Here is an 18,687-nt window from a genome sequence, read left to right on the forward strand (position 1 = left end):
GGTTGCTCCCCAAGCGGCGCGGCTGCGCGCCGCCAAATCCTACACGGCCGAGGCCTCGCCCCGCGCGAGGACACTGCGCCGCACCCCGTAAAGGAAGTATATCGCCGCCCCGATCAGGTGGGCGTACAGGAAGTAGAGCTGGGTCTTGGCCGGCAGGCTGGAGAACAGGTACAGGCAGCCGAGGATCGCGCCCGGCGCCACCAATTGCCATAGCGGCGTGGCGAACACCCGCGGCCGCTTGGGATCGCGCAGCCGCAGCACGATCACCGACAGCCCCACGGCGATGAAGGCCGCCAGGGTGCCGGCGTTGGCCAGTTCGGCGATGTCCTTCAGCGACAGCAGGCCCGACAGCCCCGCCGACAGCGCCCCGGTCAGCAAGGTCATCAGCACCGGCGTGCCGGTCTTGCGGTTGACCTTCGACAGGGCCTGCGGCAGCAGGCCGTCGCGGGCCATCACGAAGAAGATCCGGCTCTGGCCGTACATGAAGGCCAGGATCACGGTCGGCAGGGCGAAGACCGCGGCCAGGGCGACCACCTGGGCCATCTTCGGATGCCGCAGGGCTTCGAGGATGAACACCAGCGGGGCTTCGCTTTTGGAGAACACCTCGGCCCGCGAGGCGCCGATGGCGGCGGCGGCCACCAGCATGTAGATCGCCGTGCAGGCCACCATCGAGCCGACGATGCCGATGGTCAGATCGCGCTTGGGGTTCTTGGTCTCCTCGGCGGCGGTCGACACCGCGTCGAAGCCGTAGAAGGCGAAGAAGATCAGGCTGGCGGCGGCCATCACCCCGACCTTGACGCCGTCGGAGCCCGGCCCCTGGATAGTGTGGGCGGCGAAGCCCTTGGGCATGAACGGGGTGAAGTGGCCGGCGTCGAAGGCCGGCAGGGTCAGGGCCACGAAGGCGGCCAGGGCCAGGATCTTGATCGCCACCAGCACCATGTTGACGATGGCGCTCTCGCGGGTGCCCAGGGCCAGCAGGCCGGCGACGGCGAACGAGATGATCACCGCCGGCAGGTTGACCAGGCCGCCGGCGTGCGGGCCGGCCAGCAGGGCGTGCGGGAAGCCGATCATCTGGAACAGGCCCTGGGCGTGGGCCGACCAGCCGACCGCCACCGCCGCGCAGACCAGCGTGTATTCGAGGATCAGGCTCCAGCCGACGAACCAGGCGACCGGCTCGCCCATGGCCACATAGCTGTAGGTGTAGGCGCTGCCGGCCGCCGGGATCATCGTCGATAGCTCGGCGTAGCACAGGGCGGCGCAGGCGCAGACCGCGCCGGCGATCAGGAACGACAGGATCACCCCCGGTCCGGCCAGTCCCGCCCCGACGCCGGTCAGGGTGTAGATGCCGGTGCCGACGATGGCCCCGACGCCCAGGGCGATCAGGTGCGGCCAGCTCAGGGTCTTCTTCAGCTGGTGCGCGGCGTCGCCGGCGGCGGTGTCGATCGCCTTGCGGCGGGTCCAAAAGCTCATGCAGTCCTCCCCACTCTCGCCGGGGACGATGGGCCAGCGCCGCTTGGTCGCCAAGAGGGAGAATTTGCTCCGCAGGCGACGTTTCCTGACAGGCGCATGCAGCGGCGGTCGTCGAGGCGACCGCTTCCTGCTCAGATCACCGCGTCGAAGGCCGCCCAGTTGGGGATCGGGCCGTCGGCGTCGGCTTTACGGCCGCGATTGGCGATCCGGGTGTAGAGCAGCTTGACGCAGCGGCTGCCGGTGGTCTCGAACAGGAACGGGAAGATCCCGTGGACGAAACAGGCCAGGCCGCCCAGCAGCATGGGCGCGGCGAAGCTCCAGGCCATGGCCATGTGCTCGCCATAGGTCTCGTCGACCGAACGTGGGTGACGGGTGAAGGCGTCGAGCATCGGGATCCCCTGCAACTGCGCAACGTCCATGATGCCGCTGTTCGCGAGAAAGACATGGTCTCAGATACGGCTCCATGCGAGTTATGGAGAATTCCATTCTCCATACTAGGGAACCGAGAGAATGATCTCGCTGGACCAGATCGACCGGCGCCTGCTGGCCCTCCTGCAGCAGGACGCCACCACGCCGATCGCCGAGCTGGCCGAGCGGGTGGGGCTGTCGCAGACGCCGTGCTGGAAGCGGGTCAAGCGCCTGCAGGACAGCGGCGTCATCACCGCGCGCGTCGCCCTGGTCGACCGCGAGGCCTTGGACCTGTCGCTGACGGTGTTCGTGGCGGTCAAGACCGGCCGCCACGACGAGGACTGGCTGGCGACCTTCGCGGCCGGGGCCAAGGCGCTGCCCGAGGTCATCGAGTTCTATCGGATGAGCGGCGATGTCGACTACCTGCTCAAGGTCGTGGTCCGCGACATCGCCGCCTACGACCGCTTCTACCGCCGGCTGATCGCCACCGCCCCGCTGACCGACGTCTCTTCGTCGTTCGCGATGGAGCAGATCAAGTTCACGACGGCCTTGCCGATCGCGTTTTAGCAGCGGCGCGACGCCGTCAGCCTTCATGTGGAGCGGTTCGAGGCGGACGGACGGCGTGGTCGCCGTCCGTCCGCCTCGGTCGCCCTAGAAGGTCGCCCGCAGGCCGACCAGGACCTGGCGGCCGGGCTTGTAGTAGGTGAACGTCGCGTTGTCGTACTGGAAGTGCGAGCGCAGCTTTTCATTGGTGATGTTGGTCACGTTGAAGGTCAGCTGCGGCACGTGCCCGAGGCCGAACATCTTCTCCAGATCGAAGCTGGAAGAGAAGTCGGTCTGCTTGTAGTCGTCGGAGAACAGCGCCGCCGCGGTGACGCCGTTCTGGTTGGCGCTGCTGGACTGCGAGCCCTTCCGGTAGACGTGGCTCAGACGCAGGCTGACGCCGTTGTGCTCGTAATAGCCTGTCAGGTTGTAGGTGTACTTGGCCACGCCGTAGGCGACGGCCGCGCCGTTGCTGGTCTGGTCGACGATAGTGGCGTTGGCGTTGACGCCCAGTCCCTCGACGCCGAACCGGCTGGTCAGGAAGTCGAGCGGCTGCACCCACTGGAATTCCAGGCCGTTGATCGTCAGCTTGTTGGGCACGTTGATCTGCGACTGGATCTGGACCGACGCCGCGGTCGGACCGCCGCGCGAGTTGATCGCCGTCTTCTGGGTGTCGTTGAGGGTGTCGTAGGTGATGCCGTACTGGGCCAGGTACGAGAACGGCTGGGTCACGACGTTGTTGGTCGTGAAGCCGGTCAGCGACTTGCGGAAGGCGTTGACCGCGATCACGCCTTCCTGGCCGGTGTAGAACTCGAAGCCGAGGTCGATGTTCTTCGAGAAGTACGGCTTCAGGGCCGAGTTGCCGATCGTGGCCTGGTCGGCCGACGGCGCGCCGAAGCTGACGCCGGGCAGCTGGGCGGCCGGGTCGGGACGGGTCATGGTCTCCGACACCGCCGCGCGGGCGACGGCGTGCTCGCTGACGTCATAGGCGATGTTGGCGGCCGGCAGCCACTTGGAATAGGTGTTCTCGGTGTACACGAAGTTGGTGATGTTCGGATAGCGCGAGCCGTCCGGCAGCTGGCCGCCGGCCGGGTTGTTGCGGGGGTCAGCGACCGAGACGCGGCCGCCGATCGTCTGCTTGGTGTGGACGTAGCGGACGCCGACATTGAAGCGCAGGTCGCTGTCCATCACCTGGGTGACGCCGTTCAGCTCGGTATAGGCCGCGCTGTTCTTCTCGTTGATATAGCCGCCGCTGGCGCCGGTGTTGGAGCCGCCCGTCTCGGGCGTGTTGGCGTGGAGCTGGTCGTAGTTGGTGGCCTTCTTGACCGCGTCCCAGTCGACGGTGACGAAGCCGGCCGGGCCGGGCTTGAGGTAGCTGGCCAGGCTGGCGGTCGGGATCAGCGAGCCGGCGTAGGTGAGCGTCCCGGTCTGGCCGGCCGTGTAGCCCGTGCCGTAGCCCGGATAGGTCGGATAGCCCGCGGGCGCGGCGCCCGGCTGGTTCAGGCCCTGGCAGGGCGGCTGGCCGTTGGGCGACGGCAGGTTGATGCTCGGATTGTTGCCGCAGGTCGCGTTCTGCCACGGCTGGGTGTTGTCGTAGCCGCGGATGGTGCGCGAGACGTCGTCATAGTTGCCGCCGAACTTCAGGTTCAGCTTGTCGTCGCCCCAGGTGACGACGGCGCGAGCGCCCTTGGTCTCATACCAGCGCTTCTCGTCCTGCATGTTCAGCCGGCCGCCGGTCCAGACGAAGTTGGCGGGGTTGTTCAGGTCGATGCTGCTCTTGATCGTCGGGATGCCGTTCGGGTTGTAGGTGTAGTCGACGGTCGTGCCGGCGCCCAGCGCGGTGACCGGACCGAAGGTCGGGCTTTCGCGATGGAAGGTGCTCTTGGTGTAGTTGACCTGGCCCTCGACCTTCAAATTGTCGGTGATGCGCCACTCGCCGCCCGGATTGATCCCCCACAGCTCGGTCTTTTCGAGATAGGGGCGGAATTCCAGGAAGAACTGCGAGTTGGCGTAGGTGCCCTGGGTGACCGTGCAGCCCGTCGAGCAGTCGGTCTTGTCGTACTTGGTGTTGGTCGGGATGATCGCGCCGTTGCGGACGATCCACGCCATGTCCTCGCGGATCAGGTCGTTCTTCTTGTAGCCGTACATGCCGTCGACATAGAAGTTCAGGTTGTCGGTCGGCTTCCATTCCAGGCTGGCCACGGCGTTGAAGCGGTCGCGGCGACCAAATTCCGCCGAGGGGCGGCCCAGGCGCGGCAGCAGGCCGTTGTCGATCTGCTGGATCGTGGCGCCGGGATTGTGAGCCAGCAGGAAGGCCTGGTCGATGGTCTGGCCGGCCACCAGGCCGCCGCCCGCGCCGACCGGCACCGTGGCCGGGATCGTCCAGTTGCCGCCGCCCGTGGGGTTGCAGCCCGTCGTCGCGCCGCACTGGGCCGCCGACAGGTTCGGGTTGGTGAAGCCGATCGTCTCGTAGCCGCGCGTGTCGGTCTTGAGCCGTTGGCCGGACATCCCGAACAGGACGCCGAAATTGTCCCAGGTCTTGCTGGCGATCAGCGAGCCCTTGCCGCCCCAGTCGGCGCCGTCCGGCTTCACGCCCTGGACGTTCATGGTCAGGTGCTGGCCGGGGCGGTCGAACGGGCGGGCCGAGCGCATGTCGATATTGCCGGCCGCGCCGCCTTCCAGCAGGCTGGCCGAATAGCTCTTGTTGACCGTCAGCTTGGTGAACAGGTCGGTCGGGAAGAAGCTGAGGTCGACCGAGCGGTCGGTGCCCTGGGCGTCGGTGGGGCCCGACGAGGCCACGGCGATCGAGGCGCCGTTCAGCGTCACGTTGGTGAAGTTGCTGCCCAGGCCGCGGATGGCGACGTTGGTGCCCTCGCCCGTGATGTCGCGGGTGATGGTGATGCCGGGAATGCGGTTGAACGACTCGGCGATGTTGGCGTCGGGGAACTTGCCGATGTCCTCGGCGAAGATGGCGTCGGCGAAGCCGGTCGTCTCGCGCTTGGCGACGGTCGATTGCGCCAGGCTCTTGCGGTAGCCGGTGACGACGACTTCCTCGACGACCTCATTATCGGACGCCTGGGCCGCCGGCGCGGTCTGCGCATGGGCCTGGACCGCGATAAATCCGGAAAGCATGGTCGCGCCGAGAAGCGCCGCGCGCCCCAGGCGCGCACCATTGGCGAGCGTTCGCATATGATTTCCCCTCCTACACGGCCGCCGCCGAGGGCGCGGCCTGACTTTTGCTTTTGGCGTCGGCGGCTACACTGACGACATCTGACCTTTGATCAGGCTCGCGCCGCAGTCAATAAAGCCGGAGCCATCCTTGGCCAGGCCAAAAGCCTATTGGCCTGACCACTGCCGCGGCTCGAAACGTCATTGTTTTCCTGCGTTCTAGCGACGGCGAGCGGCCCCGGGCGGCCAAAAATCCCTTCAAATGGAGAATGGTAGCGGTACCGATTATGGAAACGAGTGGGAATTTTGTCACACAGATGCCCCCTCCCGAGCTCGGCAGGGCGATGCGGCTTGGAGAGATCGCCCTGGACACCCGCCTCTTCCAGGCCGCCCGCGCGCGACAAGGACAAACTATATTTGTGTGACTTGTCTGATAAGTTAACAGGGGGACGGATGCCGCCCGGCTTGCGCCTGCTTCTTTGTTGCTGCATCGCTCGCGCGGAAAGCCGGCGACCCGCTTTCCGCGCGACGGGCTCTAGGCGGTCTGGGCCGGAGCGGCGGCGGTCGGGACGGCGATCGTCGGAATCAGGGCGAAGGTTTCGGCCACCGCCGGACGGTTGGTCGGCCAGGCGCCGACCGTCTCTGGCGCCGCGGGCCGCAGAGGGCTCGCGCTGGCGCGGCGGCGCCGGCCGGTCTCGGCCGGCGTCAATAGCAGGCCGGCCTCGCGCAGCGCCTGGCCCTGCGAAAGGCTGGCCGTCCAGCGCGCCAGCAGGGGCGAAGCGCAGAGACAGGCCGAAACGCTCGCCAGCCATGGCGACAGGCCCGCGCCCATCGCCGGACCCAGCAGTCCCAGCGCCGCGCCGATCGCCATTTCCGGCGCGTGGAAGCTCAGGGCCGCCCGCCAGGACAGCCGGCCCTCGCCGCGCTGCTGGGCCGACCAGCCGGAGTCCCGGCCCAGGGCCACAGCCAGCAGGGCGCGGGTATGGACAGCCATGATCACCGGGGCCAGCAGGGTGGAGACCAGGGTTTCCACTCCCACCCCAGCCAGGGCCCGCCAGGCGCCGCCGAACCGCCGGGCCTCGCCCTGCTGCAGCATCAGGCCGTAGGAGATCAGCTTGGGAATCAGCACGAAGGCCAGGCTGACGGCCAGGACGGCGGCCCCGGCCAGCGGGTAGCCGCCGCCGTCGGCGTCCGGCGTCGACAGCAGGGCGCCGGTCACCACCAGGGCGATCCATAGCGGCGACAGCGCATAGCTCAGCACCCCGCGCGCCAGGTGCAGCCGGCTGATCGGGTGCAGGCCCCGGGCGCCCAGCACGCCCAGGTGCTGCAGGTTGCCCTGGCACCAGCGGCGATCGCGGATCAGGTGGTCGATCAGGGTCGGGGGGCTTTCCTCGAAACTGCCGCCCAGGTCCGGAAGCAGCCGCACGCCCCAGCCGGCCCGGCGCAGGAAGGCGGCCTCGACGAAGTCGTGGCTGAGGATGTGGCCGCCGAACGGCTTGCGCCCCTTCAGGTGCGGCAGGCCGCCGGCCTCGGCGAAGGCCGCCACCCGCAGGATGGCGTTGTGCCCCCAGTAGTTGCCGTCGGCCCCGCTCCACCAGGCGACTCCCCAGGCGGCCAGGGGGCCGTAGAGGTTGTTGGCGAACTGCTCGACCCGCCCGAACAGGGTGCGGCGGCCGATGATGGTCGGGGCGGTCTGGATCAGGCCCAGGGACGGGTCGCGCTCCATGGCCGCGGCCAGCCGCCAGAGGGTTTTGCCCTCCATCAGGCTGTCGGCGTCGAGCACCACCATGTGGTCATAGGCCCCGCCGTGCCGACGCACCCAGTCGGCGATGTTGCCGGCCTTGCGGTCGATGTTGTCGGGGCGATGGCGATAATAGACCCGCGGACCGGCCCCGCCGGCCTGCAGGGCGGCGAAGCCGCGGCGCTCGTCGGCCAGCACCTCGGCGTGGCGGCTGTCGCTCAGCACGATGATGTCGAAGAACGGGGTCAGGCCCAGGGCGTGCAGCGAGGCGCGGGTCGCCGCCAGGCGCGCGAAGAACGGCCCGCAGTCCTCATGATAGATCGGGGCCAGCAGGGCCGTTCGCGTGGTCAGGCGCGACAGCGTCAGCTCGGCGGCCGACCGCTCCCAGGTTTGGTCCTGCCCGGATAGCCACAGCCCGCCCAGGCTGGCGGCGAACGAGAACGCCATCCAGCCGAACAGCACCAGGATCAGGCCGACGTGGAGGACCTCCAGCGGCGCCAGACCGTCGCGCCCCATGGCCGTGGCGACCGCCAGCACGGCTGCGCCGGTGCTGGCGACGCAGAACGCCGCCAGCGCCGCCCGCCTTCGTCCGAGGCCGGACGCCGAGGCGAACCGACGGGGCTCGGCGGCGCGGTGCAGGGGCTGGTCGGGCATGTTAAGCGGAGCCGGGGGCGGGGTCCCGTCGGCGGACGACTCGCGAAATGACCGTGTTTCGATCCCGAGCCGTGGTGAACTGGTATTGGCGCGCATGGAAATCCCTTCAGCGCCGAAACACATCCCAGAGCCCAAGGTTCCTTCGCGCGCTAGCCTTTATTCATGCACGTTTACCAAGGCGAATTTTTGGGCAATTCAACGATAATACTGTCTAAAATAAGTAGACACGCCGCCTGATCGCCGGAAATCGGCCCTGAAGCCGCCATATTCCGTAGAGTTGAATCCCAGGATTCAGGCCGCCGCGCGATGTTGCTTGGCGATGAAGTCCAGGCAGGTTTCGGCCACGTCCTCCCAGCCAGGTTCGCCGGGCAACCAGTGACTCATCTGCGGGAACACTTCGCAGGATCCGCCCAGGCGGGCCGCGGTCTGGCGGACGGTGGCGGGCGGATGGATGACGTCGCGGCCGCCGGCGATCGCCAGGGTCGGCACGTTCTTGGGGCCGGCGCTGGTGGTCATGAACGGGTCCAGCCACCAGTTCAGGGTCTCCCACAGCGCCCGGCCGCTCTCGGCGGTCATCTGGGCGTAGATCGCCTTGCGCTCGGCGCGCGGCAGGCGGTCCAGGGTGTAGCTTTCGACCACCGCATAGTCGGGCGCGACGGCCTGCAGCCAGTAGGGACCCAGGGCGTAGAGGCTGACGGCCGAGGCGGCCTCCTCCAGGCTTGAGCCGCTGACGCCCCAGGGCGGCGACGGGGCCAGCAGGATCAGGCGCGAGACGGGGGCGCGGGCTGCGGCCATCTGCGCCACCAGTCCGCCCATCGAATGGCCGATCAGCACCGGCGGCGTCTCGCAGGCCCGGCACAGGTCGGCGATCTGGCGCGCATAGTCGGCCATGGACCGGCCCGCCACCAGGGCGCCGTCGCCGTGGCCCAGCAGGGCGGGGGTCTGGACGACATGGCCGGCCGCCTCGAACGGCTTGCGGAATGAGTCGAAGGTCCAGCCGCCGCAGAAGGCGCCATGCACCATGATTACCGGAACCGTCACGCAAGCCTCGATCGTCTTGTCCGGCGGGACCGCCGGACTGGCAGCCTACACGGTCTTCTTGGGGCGCGGGGAAGATTTGCCGGACAATTTCGCCGCAGGCGCCTTGGTTGCGACCTTGGCCGTCGCCGGCGCCTTTTTTGCGGCCGCCAGCGCTTTAGCAGCAGGCTTGGGCTCGGCGGGCGCGATCTTCGACTTGGCCGCCTTCTTCGGCGCGACGGCCGGAGCCTTGGCGACGGGCTGCGGAGCGGCTTTCGGCTTGGCGGTCGCCTTGGCCTGGGTGGTCGCCACCGGGGCGGGCGCGGCGGCCTTCGGCGTCGGAGCCGCGCTGTCGGCCGCCGCACCGGTCTGGGGCTTGGCCTTGGGCGTCTTGGTCTTGGGGGGCGTCTTCGGCGGAAGCTCGGCGGTACTCGGGGCGGCTTTCACGGAAGCGGCCTTGGACTTGGCGGCTGGCTTGGCGGAGGCCGGGGTCGCGACGGCCGAGGGGACAGCGACCGCCGGCTCGGCCGCAGCCTTGGCTTTAGCTGGGGCCTTGGTCCTGACCGGGGCCTTGGCCGCCGGTGGAGCCGATTTCGTCGCCGCCGTCTTGGGCTTGGCCGCAGCCTTGGCGGCGGCCTCGATCGGAGCGGCTGGAGCCACGGCGGCGGGCGTGCGGGCCCCCAGACCCTTGGCGTCGAGCCAGGTCTCGACCTCGGCCAGGATCTCGTCGCTGCCGGGCTCGTCTATCAGCCAGTGGGCGTTGGCCGGATATTCCCGATAGTCGGCGCCGGCGTACTTGCGGCCGACCCGCCGCAGGTCCTCGACCGGCGTGGTGCGGTCGCGAGCCCCGGCCAGCACCAGCACCGGCGCGGTGACCTTGCCGGCGTCGACATGGACGGTCTTGTTCGGATCGCGATCGGGATAGGCCAGGTCCGAGAGGGCGCGGCCGGAATCGTGGACGGTCGCGGCGAAGATCGTCTCGTGCCGCGCCGGCGGCGTCTGGTTCAGCACCCCCCACTTGAAGCCGGTCTTCCAGATCTTCACCGCCTTGGTCTCGGGCTTGGCGGTCAGGGCGATGTTGAGAAAGGTGAAGACCGGCGACATCTTGCGCGGGCCGCGCGCATCGGCCGGCGAGGCCGGAGCGAACAGCACCAGGCCCGCGGCCAGACCGGCCTCGGCCAGCTTCTGGGCGATCAGCCCGCCCATCGAGTGGCCAAAGACGATCGGAGCGGCGCCGTCGCGCCGGGCCAGGGCCTGGGCCAGGTCGCTCATCTCGGCGACATAGTCTGACAGGGTCTTGCCGGCCAGGCCGGGCGGCGGCGGACCCACCGTGCGCAGGGCCGCCTGGAGGGTCGGGGTCTCGACCGCGTAGCCGGCCGCCTTGAAGCGGGCCGCCACCAGGGCCCAGATCTCGCCCGCGGCGCCGAAGCCATGGATCATCAGAATGGTCTTGGTCATGCCGCCTGCCTCCCGGCGCCGGCCGGACTTCAGCCGCCGTGCGCGAACCCCCTGAACGCCGCGACGACTTGGTCGTACACCGCGCGCTTGAAGGGTACGATCAGTTCGGGCGTCTCGTCGAGCCTGGCCCATCGCCAGGCGTCGAACTCGACCTCGCCATGGGCCTCCAGATCGATCTCCGACTCTTCGCCGGTAAAGCGAAAGGCGAACCAGACCTGCTTCTGGCCCTTGAAGCCGCGGGCCTTCTTGGACCCGGCGAAGTCGGCCGGGAAGTCGTAGACCATCCAGCCTTCGGTGCGGCCCAGATAGTCGGCCGAGGTGACGCCGGTCTCCTCGGCCAGTTCGCGGCGGGCGGCGTCCAGCAGGTCCTCGCCGTCGTCGACGCCGCCTTGCGGGAACTGCCAGTTGTGCGGCGGCGGCTGGCGGTGGCGCTTGCCCAGCCAGACGCGGCCGTCCGGGTGGAACAGCACGACGCCGACATTGGGGCGATGGAGGGGATGATCGTCGGGAGTCTGGCTGGCGCTCATCGCTTGGCCATGGCCGAGGCGGGAGCCAGTTGCAAGCCCCGCCCAGCCAGGCCCGCGGCCCAGGTCCGCACCTGATTGATGGTCACCGGATAGGCGAAGCCCGAGCCCAGGGCCTGGCCGCGCCCGGCGGCGCCGGCCTCCAGCATCTTCAGTTGGCCGTCGATCGCGCCAGCCGACAGCTCGTCGTCGATGATCCGGTCGGCCGAGGCGCGGGGGATCGCCCCGCCGTGCAGGGACGCCTGGCCGTCGTCGATGAAGGCCAGGCCGCGGGCCTTCAGGGCCATGGTGAAGGTGGTCATGGCCGTGTCGCTGGTGACGAAGCGCGAGCCCAGATAGTTGGTCAGGCCGAAATAGCCGGTGGCGCGCGACATCAGCCACTCCAGCTTGCGCACGGTGTCCTCGGGCCGGTTGGCGGTGATCAGGGTGTAGGGGCCCGGATCGTTGGCCGGATAGTCGACCGGCTCCATCGGCGCCTCCAGCAGCACCTCGTGGCCGTGGTTGCGGGCCAGGTCGATCCAGCCTTGCAGGCCCTCGGCATAGGGCGCGAACGACAGGGTGATCTCGGGCGGCAGGGTCTCGATGGCGGCGCGAGTGGTCTGGGGGTTGAGGCCCAGGCCGCCGATCACCAGGGCCACGCGCGGGCGGCCGTCGCCGGTGAACGGGCGGGCATAGGCCTGGGCGGCGGTGCGGCCGTCGGGGGCGATCACCGGCAGCGGACCGCCGCCGGGGCCCTGGGTGTAGAGCCCGGCGATCGGCGCCTGCGGCAGGGGACCGCCGGCCGTCTGGACCAGCGGCGCGGCGACTTCGGGCGCAGCCTCGCCGGCTGGGCTTTCCAGCCCGGGAAACGGCTGGGCCGACAGGGTCAGGGCGCCGGGGGTCAGGGGCGCCTCGTGGTCGGATTCGGCGACCAGGGCTTCGCGCCAGCCGTCGGGCGCATTGCGCGACGCGCCGATCTTGGCCAGTTCGACCCGGATCAGCGGCGAGCCCTTGTTGGGGTCGCCGGTCAGCAGGATCAGCAGGGCCAGGCTGAGCAGGAACAGCAGGGCCGCGGCGCCGGCGCCGATATAGGGATTGGCGGCCGCCGCCAGCACCCGGGCGCGCAGGTCGCCGGCCTCCGACCCGCGCGAGGCGGGCGCGGCGGCGCCATAGGCGGGCTTGCGGGAGAAGGTGGCGGCCATGAGCTCAGCCTAGGCGGCAAGCTTCGAAGATATGGTTAATGAAGGGTGCGACGGAGTGGCGCGAAAGGGTCGCTTGCGCCAAGGCGCCGTCCTCCCGGCGGGGGGAGGACGGCGCCGAGCGCGCTATTTCTTCTCCACGGGCGGCTTGCCGGCCGCGGCGGCCTTGGCGGTGACCTCGGCGATCTTGGCGGCGGGCTTGGGCAGTTTCGGCACCGCCTCGACCGAGCCGGCCTTCAGCACGGCGAGGGCGCGGTCGAGCTGGAAGTCGCCCTTCTTCTCGTCGAAGCCGGGGGGCGGCGCCTCGGCCGGGGTGTGGACGCCCTTGCGGGTCTTGCCCTCGTCGGCGTTGAGCGCGTTCTTGAAGCTGGCCTCGCTGAACCATACGCGATTGGCGATGTCCTGGGCCTGGTCGCGGGTCTGGGCCACTTCCAGGTCGGGCTCGATGCCGGTCTTCTGGATCGAGCGGCCCGAGGGCGTGAAATAGCGGGCCGTGGTCAGCTTCAGGGCCCCGTCGGCCCCGCCGCGCAGCGGGATCACCGTCTGCACCGAGCCCTTGCCGAAGCTGGTGATGCCCACCAGCTCGGCGCGGTGACGGTCCTGCAGGGCGCCGGCGACGATCTCCGCCGCCGAGGCCGAGCCCTGGTTGATCAGCACCACCACCGGCAGGCCGTTCAGCAGATCGCCGGGCTTGGCGTTGTAGCGCTGGATGTCGCGCGGGTCGCGGCCGCGCTGGCTGACCACCTCGCCGCCGTCCAGGAACACGTCCGAGACGCCCACGGCCTGGTCGAGCAGGCCGCCGGGATTGTTGCGCAGGTCGAAGATCAGGCCCTTCATCTGCGGGTTCTTGGTCCGCAGGTCGGTGATCGCCGCCGTCAGGGCGTCGGTGGCCTTCTCGTTGAAGCCGGGCAGGCGGACATAGCCGTAGTCGCCTTCCATGCGGGCGATGGCGGCCTTGGGCTTGATCACCTCGCGCACCAGCTTGACGTCGAAGGGATCGGTCTTGTCGCGGGCGATGGTCAGGGTGACCGGCTCGCCGGCCGCGCCGCGCATCTGCTTGACCGCCTCGTTGACCGTCAGGCCGACCACCGACTGGTTGTTGACCGCGGTGATGTAGTCGCCGGCCTGGATGCCGGCCCGGGCGGCGGGGGTGCCGTCCATCGGCGAGATCACCTTGACCACGCCGTCCTCGCTGGTCACCTCGATGCCGAGGCCGCCATATTCGCCGCGGGTGGTGTCCTGCATGTCCTCGAAGCTGTCGGGCGACAGGTAGCCCGAATGCGGGTCCAGGCTGGTCAGCATGCCGTCGAGGGCCGCCTCGATCAGCTTCTTGTTGTCGACCTCGGAGACGTACTGGGTGTCGACGGTCTGCAGGACGTCGCCGAACAGCTCCAGCATCTTGTAGGTCTGGCCCTTGGTCGAGCTGGTCGCCTGGGCGATGGGGCTGATGTAGGCCATGGTCCCCGCGCCGAGGACGAAGGCCGAAACACCGATGAGCAGGTACTTGCGCATGTGGCCGAAATGGCTCCCTACCGACGCCGGGGCGTCGTGCTGAAATCTGACCGGCCGCTCAACCCCGATACGGCCGCTCTCCTTGATTGACGGCCATCATCGCTGAAAAAGCCGTTTACCGCGATCCCTGTTTCAACCAGCGCTGCGGATCGGCCGCCGCGCCGTCTTCACGGACCTCCAGATAGAGTTCTGGCGTGGCGGATCCATGTTCGGCCATCCGGCCAACCGTCGCGCCGGGTGCGACAGATTGTCCGGGGGCGACCGAAACCTGGTCCATGCCGGCCAGCACCAGATGGTAGGCGCCCTGGGCGCGCAGGATCAAGACCATGCCCCAACCGTTCAGCGGTCCGGCGTATTCGACCGTCGCGGCGGCAGGACTGGCGATCGCTTGGCCCTTTTCCGCGGCGATCGACAGGCCGGAGGTGCGGCCGCCGGCCGGCGTCGCCTCGCCGAAGCGGTGGACGATCGGGCCGCGGGCCGGCCAGGCCAGGACCAGCGGGCCGGTGGCGGGCCGCGGGGTCAGGCCGTCGGTCAGGGCGCCGAGGGTGCGCTGCTCCTGGTCTCCAGTCAGCGCTTCTTGAGCATAAGCGCGCTCCAGCGCCGTCTTCTCGACGATCATCCGCTCCAGTTCGCCCTTGCGGTCGGCGACCAGGCTTTCGGCGGTGAACAGTTCCTCGGAGGCGGCGGCGGCCTCGCGGCGCAGGGCCGAGACGGCCCGGGCCTGGCGGGCGTAGCCGTCGGCCCGGGCCTGCAGCTGCGGGGTCATGGCGCGGATCAGGATCGCGGCCCGCACGGCGTCGCGGGCGTCGCCGGGGCTGACCAGCAGGGCGGGGGGCGGGTCGCGGCGGAACAGTTGCAGGGCGCTGAGCAGCCGGGCCAGCTGGCCGCGGTCGCGGCCCAGCTCGGCGATCACGGCCGCCTCGCGCTGGTGCAGGGCCGCCAGCCGGGCGCGCTTGAGGTCGACGTCCTGGCCGGCCGACAGCCGCTGGCGGCCCAGCTGGTCCAGCTCGCCGCGCAGGTCGGCGATCTCCCGGCGGGTGTCGGCGGCGGCTTGTTCGTCCTGAGCGCGCTGGCTGACCTGGGCCGCGACGAGGCCGCCCGCGCCCAGCAGGGCGGCCAGCAGGCTGGCGGTGATCAGGACGGCGCGGCGCGACATGGAAGGATGAATGCCTCAATCCCGGTGATAGGGCGAGCCCGCCAGGATGGTCACGGCGCGATAGACCTGCTCGGCCAGCATGGCCCGGACCAGGGCGTGCGGCCAGGTCTGGGGTCCGAAGGCGATGGTTTCGTCGGCGCCGGCCAGGATCGAGGGGTCCAGGCCGTCGGCCCCGCCGATCAGGAACACCACCCGCCGGTTTCCGTCGTCGCGCAGCCGGCCGACGTGCTCGGCGAAGGCCCGCGAGGGCCGCACCTTGCCGTGCTCGTCGCAGGCGATGACGTACGCCCCCTCCAGGTGCGGGCGCAGCACCTCGGCTTCGGCCGCCTTGCCGGGCTTGCGGGCCTCGACCTCGACGATCTCGACCGGCCCGAGCGCCAGGGCGCGGCCGGAGGCGGTGGCGCGGGACGCATAGTCCAGCGCCAGCTGCGCCTCGACCATGCGGCCGAGCTTCCCGACGGTGAGCAGGGTGATCTTCATCGCACGTCCAAGCGAGCGCGGCTTGGGTCCCCCGGACGAACCAGGGGATGACGAAGCAGCCTAGTTCGACGCCAGCCGGTGCGGCGCGTCGACGGCCCAGATCTTCTCGATGTTGTAGAACGAGCGGACCTCGGGGCGGAACAGGTGGACCACCACGTCGCCGGCGTCGATCAGCACCCAGTCGCAATGCGGCAGGCCTTCGACCCGCGCCTTGCCGAAGCCCTGCTCCTTGAGGGCGCGGATGATGTGGTCGGCCAGGGCGCCGACGTGACGGTGCGAACGGCCCGACGCCACGATCAGGCTGTCGGCGACCGAGCTTTTGTCCTTCAGGTCGATGTGGACGATGTCCTGCGCCTTGTCGTCGTCGAGGCGGGACAGGATCAGGGTCTCGAGCGCCTTGATGCTCAGGTCCAGGTCGGACTCGTTTTGAGGCCCGGATTGGGTCGAGGTGTCGGGGGAAACCGTTCCCTCGTGCGCACTTGGCGCGGGGTCGCTACGCAGCGGAAATGCTCCTTGATGGCTTCGCGCAATAGCTCCCATAGCACGGATGACTCGGAATGATGAGGGGGAACGTGGTCGCGGCGGGATTTGGGCGTCTGGAGGTCAGCCCCTGGTCTGCCGTCCGCGCAGGGCCGTCGACGAGGCGAAGTTCAGCGGGCCGGTCAGGTAGACCCAGGCCGGGGCGGTGGCGTCGGCCAGGATCGCCGCGGCGCTGGCCGGCTGGCGGGCCCAGGCGAAGCGGCGGGCGGCCGGCGCGGTGCGGGCCTTCAGCGCCGCCCACGGCCGGGAGATCACCGCCACGGGAACCTCGCGCATGATCTGGGTCCAGCCGCGCCAGCGATGGAAGCTGGCCAGGCTGTCGGCCCCCATGATCCAGACGAACTTCACGCCGGGAAAGCGGGCCCGCAGCACCCGCAGGGTGTCGATGGTGTATTGCGAGCCCAGGCGGGTCTCGGCGTCGGAGACGATCATGCCGCTGCCGCGCGCCCACTGCCGGGCCCCGGCCATGCGCTCGGCCAGGGGCCGGGTCTCGTGCGCCGACTTCAGCGGGTTCTGCGGCGAGACCAGCCAGATCACCCGGTCCAGGTCCAGGCGTCGCAGGGCCGTCTCGGCGACGTGGGCGTGGCCCTCGTGCGCCGGGTTGAAGCTGCCGCCGAACAGGCCCACGCGCATGCCCGGTTCGAGGTGGAACCCCGGGCGCTGCGCAGCGGGCCGACCGGCTTCAGGGACGAGTCTGGCCGGTCCCGCGAACCACATATTTGAACGTCGTCAGTTGCTCGGCCCCGACCGGACCGCGGGCATGGAGTTTGTCGGTGGCGATGCCGATCTCGGCCCCGAAGCCGAATTCGCCGCCGTCGGCGAACTGGGTCGAGGCGTTGACCAGCACGATGGCGCTGTCGACCAGGGCCACGAACCGCTCGGCCGCCGCCAGGTCCTCGGTGAGGATGGCGTCGGTGTGGCCCGAACCGTAGGCGGCGATGTGGGCGGCCGCGCCCTCGACGCCGTCGACCACGGCCACCGACAGGATCGGGGCCAGGTATTCGGTCGTCCAGTCGGCCTCGGCCGCCGGCTTCATGCTCGGCTCGATCGAGCGGGCCAGGCTGTCGCCGCGCAGCTCGCAGCCGGCCTTGATCAGGGCGTCGGCGATCGGCGGCAGCAGGGCCTGGGCCCCGGCCCGGTCGACCAGCAGGGTCTCGGCCGCACCGCAGACCGACACCCGCCGCATCTTGGCGTTCAGCACGATGGCCGCGGCCTTCTTCGGATCGGCGGCGGCGTGGACGAAGACGTGGTTGAGGCCCTCCAGGTGGCCCAGCACCGCCACCCGCGCCTCCTTCTGCACCCGGGCGACCAAGCTCTTGCCGCCGCGGGGGATGATCAGGTCGATGGCGCCGTCCAGCCCGCCCAGGATCGCCCCCACCGCGTCACGGTCCGGGGTGCGGACGATCTGCACCGCGTCGGTCGAGATCCCGGCCGCCTTCAGCCCCTTGGCGATGGCGGCGTGGATGGCGAGGTTGGAGTGGATGCATTCGGAGCCGCCGCGCAGGATCACCGCATTGCCCGAGCGCACGCACAGGGCGGCGGCGTCGGCGGTGACGTTGGGCCGGCTCTCATAGATCATGGCGATGACGCCGATCGGGGTGCGCACCCGGGCGATGTCCAGGCCGTTGGGCCGCGTCCAGCGGGCGGTCTCGACCCCCAGCGGGTCGGGGATGGCGGCCACCGCCTCGACCCCGGCGGCGACGCCCTCCAGCCGCTCGGCGTTCAGCATCAGCCGCTCGACCATCGGCGCGGTCAGGCCGCCGGCCCCGGCCTTGTCGAGGTCCCTGGCGTTGGCGGCCAGGATCGCCGCGGCGTCGGCGCGGATGGCGGCGGCCATGGCGGCGAGCGCGGCGGTGCGCTGGTCTGGCGTGGCCACGCGCAAGGCCTGCGCCCCACGCCGCGCCGCCTGTCCCATCGCCGCCATCGTCGCCTGCAAGCCCATGCCCGCGTCGTCCATCGCCTTCATCCGATCCCGGATATGCTCAGAGTGAGGCTTACCTAGGCGCTTTGAGGCGTGGGGGGAATGGGGAAAGGGTGGTGGGGGTGTTAGCGGGGCTGGGGAGAGGAAACTTTACGCCCTTACAGCGGGCAAGCAACCTCAAGTCAGAGTTAGCATCATTCCCGAGCGGGAACGCGCTTGAGGGCTTTGAGGCGATCCACCAAGTCTTCATATTGATAGACGGCCTTCAAGAGTTCTTTCGCGAGTTCGATGGCGATCGATGCTTCTGTCTCTGTAATGGCATCGTAATTTTTGGACTCAATGTGCGCGGCATCATTGCCGAGAATACGAAGCTCATGAGCGGCATTGAGCAGACTCTGAGGAATAACGATACTTGCACCCAATGACTTGATGCGCGCAGCAAGGTTCGCGCCCGTGGCTCCTCGATCTTCGCAAAGTTCTTCCAGCACACGGCGCACCATCAAAGTGGAGGCTCGATATGCTTTGGCACCGTGGCAAGCTATTGCCTCCTCCAAGGAATTTCTTATGACATCAGGAAGAGATTTGGCTTCAAAATCAATCAGTGTCGACGGGTAAACTTCCGATATTTCGCTATCTTCCACAAATATAGATACCACCGTGCGGCAGTTGAAATTCGGGCAGATTCGAATTCCAGCTAAACAGTATTCACTGTCCCAGGAAATATCCTTTGATCCTTCCTGGCCATCAAAAGTGCCATTTTGTCCGCAGCCTGGGCATCGGAGGGAAACTTTGAAGGGGTCTCTAGTTTTTGTTGGTCCATTTATTTTGAGCATCTTTGTTCCAAATCTATTCACCCCGGATGGGACCGCGCCTTAAAGCGTTAGTGGATCGGAGCTCGCTTACAAGGTTCAAGGCGC

The 18,687-nt window shown here is 69.1% G+C and carries 16 protein-coding genes; 1 reads left to right on the top strand and 15 read right to left on the bottom strand.

All coding sequences use genetic code 11. The features are described from left to right. Positions 1–39 precede the first annotated feature (39 nt). The gene (locus ACIPQB_RS14390) at positions 40–1,470 is read right to left on the bottom strand and encodes an amino acid permease (protein ID WP_446485921.1); all 1,431 of its coding nucleotides are present in this window, start codon (positions 1,468–1,470) and stop codon (positions 40–42) included. 131 nt (positions 1,471–1,601) lie between these two features. Then, positions 1,602–1,889, bottom strand: coding sequence for a DUF6356 family protein (locus ACIPQB_RS14395; RefSeq protein ID WP_446485922.1), 288 nt, complete (start codon positions 1,887–1,889; stop codon positions 1,602–1,604). Positions 1,890–1,980: 91 nt separating this feature from the next. On the opposite strand from ACIPQB_RS14395, the gene ACIPQB_RS14400 reads away from it, so the two are divergent. Further along, positions 1,981–2,445, top strand: coding sequence for an Lrp/AsnC family transcriptional regulator (locus tag ACIPQB_RS14400; RefSeq protein ID WP_446485923.1), 465 nt, complete (start codon positions 1,981–1,983; stop codon positions 2,443–2,445). A gap of 84 nt (positions 2,446–2,529) precedes the next feature. On the opposite strand, the gene ACIPQB_RS14405 is transcribed toward ACIPQB_RS14400, so the two are convergent. The 13 genes from ACIPQB_RS14405 to ACIPQB_RS14465 form a co-directional block, all read right to left on the bottom strand. Next, positions 2,530–5,610, bottom strand: a complete 3,081-nt coding sequence (locus ACIPQB_RS14405) for a TonB-dependent receptor (protein WP_446485924.1) — start codon at positions 5,608–5,610, stop codon at positions 2,530–2,532. A 514-nt stretch (positions 5,611–6,124) separates the two neighbouring features. After that, entirely contained in the window at positions 6,125–8,107 is a 1,983-nt protein-coding gene (mdoH, locus tag ACIPQB_RS14410) for a glucans biosynthesis glucosyltransferase MdoH (RefSeq protein ID WP_446485925.1), read from the bottom strand. A 168-nt stretch (positions 8,108–8,275) separates the two neighbouring features. After that, entirely contained in the window at positions 8,276–9,025 is a 750-nt protein-coding gene (locus ACIPQB_RS14415; protein WP_446485926.1) for an alpha/beta fold hydrolase, read from the bottom strand. 45 nt (positions 9,026–9,070) lie between these two features. Next, positions 9,071–10,459 carry an alpha/beta hydrolase gene (locus ACIPQB_RS14420; RefSeq protein WP_446485927.1) on the bottom strand — a complete coding sequence of 463 codons (1,389 nt, stop codon included), beginning with the start codon at positions 10,457–10,459 and terminating at the stop codon, positions 9,071–9,073. A 29-nt stretch (positions 10,460–10,488) separates the two neighbouring features. Beyond that, complete coding sequence (locus tag ACIPQB_RS14425) at positions 10,489–10,986, bottom strand: RNA pyrophosphohydrolase (protein WP_446485928.1); 498 nt, start codon at positions 10,984–10,986, stop codon at positions 10,489–10,491. After that, on the bottom strand, positions 10,983–12,164 hold the full coding sequence (locus ACIPQB_RS14430; protein WP_446485929.1) for a divergent polysaccharide deacetylase family protein: 1,182 nt from the start codon (positions 12,162–12,164) through the stop codon (positions 10,983–10,985). Before ACIPQB_RS14430 ends, ACIPQB_RS14425 begins: the two co-directional genes overlap by 4 nt. 123 nt (positions 12,165–12,287) lie before the next feature. Continuing rightward, a complete protein-coding gene (locus ACIPQB_RS14435; RefSeq protein ID WP_446485930.1) occupies positions 12,288–13,673 on the bottom strand; it encodes a S41 family peptidase in 1,386 nt (461 codons plus the stop codon). A 115-nt stretch (positions 13,674–13,788) separates the two neighbouring features. After that, complete coding sequence (locus ACIPQB_RS14440) at positions 13,789–14,829, bottom strand: murein hydrolase activator EnvC family protein (RefSeq protein ID WP_446485931.1); 1,041 nt, start codon at positions 14,827–14,829, stop codon at positions 13,789–13,791. Positions 14,830–14,844: 15 nt separating this feature from the next. Continuing rightward, on the bottom strand, positions 14,845–15,309 hold the full coding sequence (gene rlmH, locus ACIPQB_RS14445; RefSeq protein WP_446485932.1) for a 23S rRNA (pseudouridine(1915)-N(3))-methyltransferase RlmH: 465 nt from the start codon (positions 15,307–15,309) through the stop codon (positions 14,845–14,847). 60 nt (positions 15,310–15,369) lie between these two features. After that, complete coding sequence (gene rsfS / locus ACIPQB_RS14450; protein WP_446485963.1) at positions 15,370–15,810, bottom strand: ribosome silencing factor; 441 nt, start codon at positions 15,808–15,810, stop codon at positions 15,370–15,372. Positions 15,811–15,912: 102 nt separating this feature from the next. Beyond that, positions 15,913–16,566, bottom strand: a complete 654-nt coding sequence (locus tag ACIPQB_RS14455; RefSeq protein ID WP_446485933.1) for a nicotinate-nucleotide adenylyltransferase — start codon at positions 16,564–16,566, stop codon at positions 15,913–15,915. Beyond that, entirely contained in the window at positions 16,532–17,806 is a 1,275-nt protein-coding gene (locus ACIPQB_RS14460; protein ID WP_446485934.1) for a glutamate-5-semialdehyde dehydrogenase, read from the bottom strand. The genes ACIPQB_RS14455 and ACIPQB_RS14460 overlap by 35 nt, the downstream gene beginning before the upstream one ends. 158 nt (positions 17,807–17,964) lie before the next feature. Then, complete coding sequence (locus tag ACIPQB_RS14465) at positions 17,965–18,603, bottom strand: DUF4145 domain-containing protein (protein ID WP_446485935.1); 639 nt, start codon at positions 18,601–18,603, stop codon at positions 17,965–17,967. Between the last annotated feature and the right edge of the window lie 84 nt (positions 18,604–18,687).

It is taken from the genome of Caulobacter sp. LARHSG274 (assembly GCF_052871235.1).

Excerpts from the sequence above, each read along its gene's own strand:
- ACIPQB_RS14390 (WP_446485921.1), bottom strand. The coding sequence starts at position 1,470 with ATGAGCTTTTGGACCCGCCGCAAGGCGATCGACACCGCCGCCGGCGAC.
- ACIPQB_RS14395 (WP_446485922.1), bottom strand. The coding sequence starts at position 1,889 with ATGGACGTTGCGCAGTTGCAGGGGATCCCGATGCTCGACGCCTTCACC.
- ACIPQB_RS14400 (WP_446485923.1), top strand. The coding sequence starts at position 1,981 with ATGATCTCGCTGGACCAGATCGACCGGCGCCTGCTGGCCCTCCTGCAG.
- ACIPQB_RS14405 (WP_446485924.1), bottom strand. The coding sequence starts at position 5,610 with ATGCGAACGCTCGCCAATGGTGCGCGCCTGGGGCGCGCGGCGCTTCTC.
- mdoH (WP_446485925.1), bottom strand. The coding sequence starts at position 8,107 with ATGTGTTTCGGCGCTGAAGGGATTTCCATGCGCGCCAATACCAGTTCA.
- ACIPQB_RS14420 (WP_446485927.1), bottom strand. The coding sequence starts at position 10,459 with ATGACCAAGACCATTCTGATGATCCATGGCTTCGGCGCCGCGGGCGAG.
- ACIPQB_RS14425 (WP_446485928.1), bottom strand. The coding sequence starts at position 10,986 with ATGAGCGCCAGCCAGACTCCCGACGATCATCCCCTCCATCGCCCCAAT.
- ACIPQB_RS14430 (WP_446485929.1), bottom strand. The coding sequence starts at position 12,164 with ATGGCCGCCACCTTCTCCCGCAAGCCCGCCTATGGCGCCGCCGCGCCC.
- ACIPQB_RS14435 (WP_446485930.1), bottom strand. The coding sequence starts at position 13,673 with ATGCGCAAGTACCTGCTCATCGGTGTTTCGGCCTTCGTCCTCGGCGCG.
- ACIPQB_RS14440 (WP_446485931.1), bottom strand. The coding sequence starts at position 14,829 with ATGTCGCGCCGCGCCGTCCTGATCACCGCCAGCCTGCTGGCCGCCCTG.
- rlmH (WP_446485932.1), bottom strand. The coding sequence starts at position 15,309 with ATGAAGATCACCCTGCTCACCGTCGGGAAGCTCGGCCGCATGGTCGAG.
- ACIPQB_RS14455 (WP_446485933.1), bottom strand. The coding sequence starts at position 16,566 with ATGTGGTTCGCGGGACCGGCCAGACTCGTCCCTGAAGCCGGTCGGCCC.
- ACIPQB_RS14460 (WP_446485934.1), bottom strand. The coding sequence starts at position 17,806 with ATGGACGACGCGGGCATGGGCTTGCAGGCGACGATGGCGGCGATGGGA.
- ACIPQB_RS14465 (WP_446485935.1), bottom strand. The coding sequence starts at position 18,603 with ATGCTCAAAATAAATGGACCAACAAAAACTAGAGACCCCTTCAAAGTT.